Annotated in this window: 9 protein-coding genes; 2 read left to right on the forward strand and 7 right to left on the reverse strand. The window is 76.1% G+C overall.

What is annotated here, in order from left to right:
- Positions 1 to 201 precede the first annotated feature (201 nt).
- The 7 genes from scpB to ACI78Z_RS20740 form a co-directional block, all read right to left on the reverse strand.
- The gene (scpB, locus tag ACI78Z_RS20710) at positions 202 to 1,020 is read right to left on the reverse strand and encodes an SMC-Scp complex subunit ScpB (RefSeq protein WP_457038414.1); all 819 of its coding nucleotides are present in this window, start codon (positions 1,018 to 1,020) and stop codon (positions 202 to 204) included.
- Entirely contained in the window at positions 1,017 to 1,823 is an 807-nt protein-coding gene (locus ACI78Z_RS20715; protein ID WP_457038415.1) for a segregation and condensation protein A, read from the reverse strand. Before ACI78Z_RS20715 ends, scpB begins: the two co-directional genes overlap by 4 nt.
- 76 nt (positions 1,824 to 1,899) lie before the next feature.
- On the reverse strand, positions 1,900 to 2,397 hold the full coding sequence (locus tag ACI78Z_RS20720) for a hypothetical protein (protein ID WP_457038416.1): 498 nt from the start codon (positions 2,395 to 2,397) through the stop codon (positions 1,900 to 1,902).
- Positions 2,394 to 3,302: a ParA family protein gene (locus ACI78Z_RS20725; protein ID WP_457038417.1), complete on the reverse strand. Its 909-nt coding sequence runs from the start codon at positions 3,300 to 3,302 to the stop codon at positions 2,394 to 2,396. The genes ACI78Z_RS20720 and ACI78Z_RS20725 overlap by 4 nt, the downstream gene beginning before the upstream one ends.
- 214 nt (positions 3,303 to 3,516) lie before the next feature.
- Positions 3,517 to 4,431: a site-specific tyrosine recombinase XerD gene (gene xerD / locus ACI78Z_RS20730; RefSeq protein ID WP_457038418.1), complete on the reverse strand. Its 915-nt coding sequence runs from the start codon at positions 4,429 to 4,431 to the stop codon at positions 3,517 to 3,519.
- A 113-nt stretch (positions 4,432 to 4,544) separates the two neighbouring features.
- On the reverse strand, positions 4,545 to 5,660 hold the full coding sequence (ald, locus tag ACI78Z_RS20735) for an alanine dehydrogenase (protein ID WP_457038419.1): 1,116 nt from the start codon (positions 5,658 to 5,660) through the stop codon (positions 4,545 to 4,547).
- 121 nt (positions 5,661 to 5,781) lie between these two features.
- Entirely contained in the window at positions 5,782 to 6,201 is a 420-nt protein-coding gene (locus ACI78Z_RS20740) for a GlcG/HbpS family heme-binding protein (protein WP_457038420.1), read from the reverse strand.
- 96 nt (positions 6,202 to 6,297) lie between these two features.
- On the opposite strand from ACI78Z_RS20740, the gene ACI78Z_RS20745 reads away from it, so the two are divergent.
- Together ACI78Z_RS20745 and ACI78Z_RS20750 are read left to right on the forward strand one after the other, a co-directional pair.
- Positions 6,298 to 6,930 (forward strand): hypothetical protein, encoded by a 633-nt coding sequence (locus ACI78Z_RS20745; protein ID WP_457038421.1) that lies wholly within the window; start codon positions 6,298 to 6,300, stop codon positions 6,928 to 6,930.
- A 94-nt stretch (positions 6,931 to 7,024) separates the two neighbouring features.
- Positions 7,025 to 7,624, forward strand: coding sequence for a hypothetical protein (locus tag ACI78Z_RS20750; RefSeq protein ID WP_457038422.1), 600 nt, complete (start codon positions 7,025 to 7,027; stop codon positions 7,622 to 7,624).
- Positions 7,625 to 7,730 lie beyond the last annotated feature (106 nt).

Consider the following 7,730-nt stretch of genomic DNA (forward strand, 5'->3'; position numbering starts at 1 on the left):
GCCCGATCCCGCCCGCAGAGCAGCGGATCCGCCCGCAGAGCCATCCACCGCTCCCCCGACCGGGCGGACATCGGGCGGTGACGTCGCCGCGCGACGCGGGGTGTGCGACTGCCGACTCTCGCGCCGTTCCTGTCGCTCCCGCGCTGTTGCACCGGCGCGTGGACGGCGGGAACGGCGGGAGAGTGCCGGGGTGGCCGGTGTTCAGGCGTCGGGGTGCTCGTCCAGCACCGACGACGTCTCGGGCAGCAGCGGACCGAGCTCGGGCAGCTCCTCGAGGCTCTCCAGGCCCAGCCGCTCGAGGAACAGCGGGGTCGTCGCGTACAGCCCGCCGCCGCTGTCGGGGTCCGTGCCCACCTCGGACACCAGCCCGCGGGTGATCAGCGTCCGCATCACGCCGTCCACCCCGACGCCGCGGATCGCCGACACCCGGGCGCGGGTCACCGGCTGCCGGTAGGCGATGACGGCGAGGGTCTCCAGCGCCGCCTGGGTGAGCCGGCTGCGCTGCCCGTCGACCAGGTAGCGCTCCACGACGCCGGCGTGCTCCTCCCGCGTGTAGAGCCGCCACCCCTCCCCCACCCGGCGCAGCGTGATCCCGGCGCCGCGCTCGTCGTAGGACGCCGCCAGCGCCACCAGCTCGGCGCGCACCCGCGGCACCGGGCAGCGCAGCGCAGCGGCCAGCGTGACCTCGTCGACCGGGGTGTCGACGACGAACAGCAGCGCCTCCAGCCCGCCCCGCAGCGCGGCCGGGTCGAGGTCGGGGTCCGGCTCCGGCTCCGGTGCGGGCTCCGGGTCCGGCTCCGGGGCGGCGGCCACCGGCGGGGCGAGGGGCGCCGGCTCCTCGACCGGGGCGGGCTCGGCCACCGGCGCCGGCCGCTCGGCGACCCGGGCGGCCAGCTCCGCGGCGACGGCGTCCCAGGTGGCGGCGTCCGCGCCGTCGCGCTGCTCGGCCTGCTCACGGGTGGCGGCCAGCTCCGCGGCCAGCGCGTCCCACGAGATCGGCGGCCGCTCGTCCTCCGTCACGCGTACTCCCCGTCGACGAGGACCTCGGGCCCGGGATCGGCACCGCCGACCCAGCGCACGTGCAGCTCGCCGAGCGGCGCCAGCTGCTCGAAGACCACGCGCTGCTGGCGGTAGAGCTCCAGCAGGGCGAGGAACCGGGCCACCACCTCGAGGGTGTGCCCGCAGTCGGCGGTCAGCGTCCGGAAGCTCGCCGTCCCCGCGGCACGGAGCCGGTCGCGGACCAGCACCAGCTGCTCGGAGACGCTCACCGCGGGTGCGTGCAGGTGCGCGACGCCGACCGTCGGCGGCACCTTCGGCGTGAGCGCCGTGGTCGCCAGCGCGGCGAACTGCTCGGGGGTGACGCCGAGCAGCACCTCGGGCAGCAGCTCGGCGAAACGCGGTTCGAGCGCGACGTCGCGCGGGAAGCGGCGGACCGCGCCGGCCTCCCGCTCGCGCAGGAACGCGGCCGCCTGCTTGTAGGCGCGGTACTGCAGCAGCCGGGCGAAGAGCAGGTCGCGCGCCTCGAGCAGCTCGAGGTCCTCGTCGTCCTCCACCTCGGCGGCGGGCAGCAGGCGCGCGGCCTTGAGGTCGAGCAGGGTGGCCGCGACGACGAGGAACTCGCTGGCCTGGTCGAGGTCCAACTCGTCACCCAGCGCCCGCAGGTGGGCGATGAACTCGTCGGTCACCTGGGACAGCGCGATCTCGGTGATGTCGAGCTTGTGCTTGCCGATCAGCTGCAGCAGCAGGTCGAACGGGCCCTCGAAGTTCGTCAGCCGGACGGTGAACCGCCCGCTGACGACCCCCGGCGCATCCGTCGCTGTCACACCCTCAGCGTACGAGCGGTCACCGACGGTCCCGGGCTCGCGGACGCACGCGCCGGTGGTCACCGCGGGCCGGGGGTCACTTCGCCTTGAGCCGGGAGACGAGCACCGAGTCCTCGCCGCGCTCGGCGAGGTCGGCGAGCAGCACGCTGATCGCCTCGCGGACGATGCGGCCGCGGTCGGCCGCGACGCCGTGCTGGCCGCGCAGCGTGAGCCGCGCGCTCTCCAGCGCCAGCAGCTCCTCGGCGGAGATGTAGACGGTGATCTTCTCGTCGTGCTTGACGCGCTCGGTGCGCTGCGCCTTGCCGCGGGTGGGGCGGACCGGCGTTCCCGCCGGGGCCGGCGCGGGCTCGCGGAAGGACGCCAGCGGGTCGGCGTCGTCCGCACCCCCGGGGACCAGCGTGAGCGGCGGGACCGTCTCGGGCGAGCCGTCCGCACGGCGGGCCGGGCCGCCGCGCAGCGCCGGCGAGCTCACCGTGGCGCTGATGCTGGGCAGCTCGGTGACCTCCGGCGCCGGGGCGGCGTCGGTGCGGCGGAAGAGCTCGGCCGCGCCAGGCAGCACAGGACGACGCGTCACAGCGCCAGGACCTCCTTGGCCAGGTCGCGGTAGGCCGACGCGCCCGAGGACGTCGGCGCCCAGGTGGTGATCGGCTGACCGGCGACCGTGGTCTCCGGGAAGCGCACCGTCCGCTGGATGACGGTCTGGAACACCGTGTCCCCGAAGGCCTCGACGACCCGGCTGAACACCTCGCGGCAGTGCACGGTGCGCGCGTCGTACATCGTGGCGAGGATCCCGGAGATCTCCAGCTCGGGGTTGAGCCGCTCCTTGACCTTCTCGATGGTGTCGACGAGCAGGGCCACGCCGCGGAGCGAGAAGAACTCGCACTCCAGCGGGATGACGACGCCCTGCGCGGCGGTCAGCGCGTTGACCGTGAGCAGGCCGAGCGAGGGCTGGCAGTCGATGAGGATGTAGTCGTACTCGTCCCGGACGTCGGCGAGCACCCGCATCAGCGTCTGCTCCCGCGCCACCTCGCTGACCAGCTGCACCTCGGCGGCGGAGAGGTCGATGTTGCTCGGCACCAGGTCGAGACCCGCGATGTCGGTGGGGACCCGCACGTCCTTCAGCGAGGTCCGCCGCTCCATGAGGGCGTTGTAGATCGTCCGGTCGAGGTTCTGCGCCGGGACGCCGAGGCCCACCGACAGCGCGCCCTGCGGGTCGAGGTCGATGAGCAGGACCTTGCGGCCGTACTCCACCAGCGCGGCACCCAGGTTGATGGTCGACGTCGTCTTGCCGACGCCGCCCTTCTGGTTGCACATCGCGATGATGCGCGCGGGGCCGTGCTGCGTCAGGGGCTTGGGGTCCGGCAGCCGGCGCATGCGCGCTCGGGCCGGGTCCAGCCGCGAGGCGGCGGCACCCATCTCGGGCTCGGGGTCGGTCGGGAGCGCGAAGGCCTGACCGGCCGCGTCCCCTCGGATCGCCATCGCTGTCGTGTCCTCCACCTCGTGCCCGTTCCGGCTCGCACCGGGTGCGGCAGCCGTTCTGCCCGCGCGGGATGCACCGACGGTAGGGACGTGGACACGCTTCACCCAGGAGGCACGCCGCATGTCGTGTCGACTTGGCGACCAGTGACAACACACGCGCCACAAGCCCGCGGACCGGCTGGCAGAAGTCGCCGAGGGCTCAGGCCTGCCACTGTCAGGTGAGGGCGCGCGGGTGGCTGCCGGCGTACACCTCGCGCAGCCGGTCGACGGTGACGAGCGTGTAGACCTGCGTGGTGGTGACCGAGGCGTGACCGAGCAGCTCCTGCACCACGCGGACGTCGGCGCCGCCGTCGAGCAGGTGGGTGGCGAAGGAGTGCCGCAGCGTGTGCGGCGAGACCTCCGCCGTGAGCCCCGCCCGCTCCGCCGCCGTCCGCAGGATGGTCCAGGCGCTCTGCCGTGACAGCGAGCCGCCGCGGGCGTTGAGGAACAGCGCGCCGCCGCGCACGCCGGTCCGCCCGGCCGCGGCCAGCGCCGGGCGGGCGCGGACCAGGTAGTCCTCCACCGCCTTCAGCGCGTAGGACCCGACCGGCACGATCCGCTGCTTGCCGCCCTTGCCGGCCAGCCGCACCACCGCCTGGCCGCGGTCGAGGTCGTCGACGGCCAGCCCGACCGCCTCGGAGATGCGCGCCCCGGTGCCGTAGAGCAGCTCGAGCAGGGCCCGGTCGCGCAGCCCGCGCGGCCCCTCGAGCGCGCCGGCGGCCTCGATGAGCGCGACCACCGACTCCACCGGGATCGCCTTGGGCAGCCGCCGCGCCGGCGACGGCGGGCGCACCTCGTGGGCGACGTCGTCGGGCACCAGGCCGTCGAGCAGCGCGAACCGGTGCAACCCCCGGACGGCGACCACCGCGCGGGCCGCCGAGGTGGCCGACAGCGGCGGGTGGTCGTCGTCCCCCTGCCGCAGCGCCGCGAGGAACCCGGCGACGTCGGACTCCGCCACCTCGCCCAGCCCGCGCACGCCGGCGGCGTCGAGGAACTCGGTGTAGCGGCGCAGGTCACGCCGGTAGGCGGAGATGGTGTTGGCCGACAGGCCGCGCTCCACGGTGAGGTGGTCGAGGTAGCCGGTGACCACCCGGGCGACGTCGGACGTCGTGGACGTCGTCAGGCTCTGCCCCTGGTCCTGACTCCGCGCGCCGGTCCGCTCCTCGCTCGCTGGCGCTCGCCGCGATGCTCCCGTCGCTGTCGTCAGGACAGCACCTCCTGGAGTCGGACGGCGGTCATGCCGTGGGCGTCGGCGACCTCGGGCAGCACCACCTGGCCGCCGACGACGTTGACCCCGTGCGCGAGCGCCGGGTCGGCGTGGACGGCGGCGACGGTGCCCTCGTTGGCCAGCGCCATGACATAGGGCAGCGTCACGTTGGTCAGCGCGTGCGTCGAGGTGTTCGGCACCGCGCCGGGCATGTTGGCCACGCAGTAGAAGACCGACTCGTGCACCCGGAAGGTCGGGTCGTCGTGCGTGGTGGGGCGGCTGTCCTCGAAGCAGCCGCCCTGGTCGACGGCGATGTCGACCAGCACCGAGCCCGGCTTCATCTGCGCCACCAGGTCGTTGCTCACCAGCGTCGGCGCCTTCGCGCCGGGCACCAGCACCGCCCCGATGACCAGGTCGGCGTCCAGCACCGCGCGCTCGATCTCGTAGGCGTTGGAGGCCACCGTCTGCAGGTGCCCCTGGTAGATGCGGTCGGCGGCGCGCAACTTGTCGACGTCCCTGTCCAGGACGACGACCTCGGCCTGCATGCCGAGGGCGATCGCGGCGGCGTTCATCCCCGACACCCCGGCGCCGATGACGACCACCTTGGCCGCGTAGACCCCCGGCGCGCCGCCGAGCAGCACGCCGCGCCCGCCGTGCGCCCGCTCCAGGCTGTGCGCGCCGACCTGCGGCGCCATCCGGCCGGCCACCTCCGACATCGGGGCGAGCAGCGGCAGCGCGCCGCCGGCGGTCTGGACCGTCTCGTAGGCGATCGCGGTGGTGCCCGAGGTGACCAGGGCGTCGGTGCACTCCTCGGACGCCGCCAGGTGCAGGTAGGTGAACAGCGTCTGGTCCGCGCGCAGCCGGCCGTACTCCTCGGCGACCGGCTCCTTCACCTTGAGCAGCAGGTCGGCGTCGGCCCACACGTCGTCGGCGTCGGCCACGATCTGCGCGCCGGCGGCGGTGAAGTCGGCGTCCGGGATGGACGACCCCTCCCCCGCGCCCCGTTCGACGAGCACCGTGTGCCCGGCCCGCACCAGCTCGGTCACCCCGGCCGGCGTGAGCGCCACCCGGTACTCCCGGTTCTTGACCTCTCGGGGAACCCCGACGCGCATCGTCCGCTCTCCTGGTCCCGGCGGGACGTCCCGAGGGTGACGGGCGCCCCACCGCCTCGTGGGCCTCCCCGGTGGGGGCGCGCCTCGCGCGGAGTCTAGGAGCGCCGGGCCGCCCCGGGGATCACCCGGCGGTGGTGGCGTACCCGCAGGTGGTGACGGCGGCGCTGCACACGTCCTCGTCCTGCTGGCCGGTGCCCCCGCTGGCGCCGAGCGCCCCGACCAGCTGCCCGTCGGCGTAGACCGGGACGGCACCCGGCTGCGGCGTGAAGCGCCCCGCGGTCATCGCGCTCAGCGCGGTGGAGAAGTTCGGCAGGGAGTCCATCTTGGTCTTCTGCCCGGCGCTGGGCATGCCGTAGGCCGCCGCGGTCCACGCCTTGCCCTGGGCGACGTCGGTGGAGATCCACGGTGCGCCGTCGGTGCGCAGCACGGCCACGAGGTGACCCGCGGCGTCCATGACGGCGAAGGACATGGGCACGCCCATCCGGGCGCACTCCTCGCGGGCGGCGGAGAGGAGGGACAGGGCCTGGTCGGAGGTCAGCACGGGTCCAGCCTGCCAGCGCCCCCGGGTGCCCCGCCTGCGGGGCTGCCCGCACCGGCGGAAGGTGGTCGGGTCGCCCGTCTCCCCGGAGGAGTGCCCGTGCCCCTGTACGCCCCGTCCCCCGCACTGCGCGGTCGCCAGCTGGCCGCCGACGTCGGGCTGCTGGCCTGGCTGGTGCTCTGGGTGCTCGTCGCGCGGACGGTCCACGGCGCGGTCCTCGCCCTGGCCGGGCCCGGCCGCGCGGTCGAGGACCTCGGCGCCTCGGTGGCCGGCAGCATGTCCTCGGCCGCGGAGGTCGCCGAGGACGTGCCGGTCGTCGGCGACGAGCTGGCCGCCCCCTTCGACGCGCTCGGCTCCGCCGGCGGGTCGGTCGGCGGCGCGGGACAGGCCGCGCAGGACGCCGTCGGCACGCTGGCCACGGTGCTCGCCGTCGTCCTCGTCGTGCTGCCGGTCGGCTGGGCGCTGCTGCGCTGGCTGCCGTGGCGGCTGGGCTGGGCGCGGGACGCCGGCGCGGCGACGCGGCTGGCCGCGACCGACCCCGACGTCCTCGCCGCCCGGGCGCTGGCCACCGCGCCGCTGCCCCGGCTGGCCGCGCTCCCGCCGGGCACCGCGGACGCCTGGCGGGCCGGCGACCCCGCCGCGACGCACGCGCTGGCCGCCGTGGAACTGGCCCGCCTCGGCCTGCGCGCGGACACCCCCGGCGGGGACGGGGACCGGTTGGGGTTGAGGTGACCCCTGGGACTGCCGATGACCTGTGCGACACCGGGAGGCGCACGTGGCACGGCGGGTACGACGGCGGGGACGCGGGACCGGCACGGTCACCGCGGTGGCGGCTGTCGGGCTGATCGCGTTCAGCGGGCCGGTCACGGAGGTCGCCGCGACGGTGACCGCCTCCCGGACGGCGCTGCCCGCCGTCCCCGCGCCGGCCGCCGCGCTCCCCGGCCCGGTGACCGTGGTCGCGCCGCCCCCCGCCGCGCCGGCCGCCGTCCCGCCGGTGAGCGTCGTGGACATCCCCCGCCCGCGGCCGATCGAGGTGCCGGTGCGGCCCGGCGTCCCCTACGGCGTCCAGCCGGAACTGCGCGTGCCGGAGGCCGCGTGCGGCGGCTACGGCACCCCGCGGCAGATCCTCCCGGGCGTGGTGCCCGGCGTCGCGTCGGCCACGGTCAGCTGGCAGGCCGACGGCTCCGCCGCCGTGCGGCGTTACCGCGTGCAGGCGGTCAGCCAGCGGCTGGTCCCCGGCGTGCAGCCGGAGCCGCCGGCCCTGCTCGCCGCCCAGCCCGACGGCTGCGTGCCGGTCACGGTGAGGTTCGCGGGGCTGGCCTCCGGCGTCCCCTACGTGTTCTGGCTGGAAGAGGAGGTGCCCGACACCTCCGGCGTCCTGCGCTGGGTGCAGGTTGGCACCTCGTCCGCCGTCGTCATCGGCTGACCCCGGCCCCCGGGGGGGGGGGGGGGGGGGGGGGGGGGGGGGGGGGGGGGGGGGGGGGGGGGGGGGGGGGGGGGGGGGGGGGGGGGGGGGGGGGGGGGGGGGGGGG

The sequence above is a fragment of the Geodermatophilus sp. SYSU D01176 genome, from assembly GCF_054050015.1.

Coding starts and splice junctions, on each gene's coding strand:
- ald (WP_457038419.1), bottom strand. CDS start 5,660: ATGCGCGTCGGGGTTCCCCGAGAGGTCAAGAACCGGGAGTACCGGGTG.
- ACI78Z_RS20725 (WP_457038417.1), bottom strand. CDS start 3,302: ATGGCGATCCGAGGGGACGCGGCCGGTCAGGCCTTCGCGCTCCCGACC.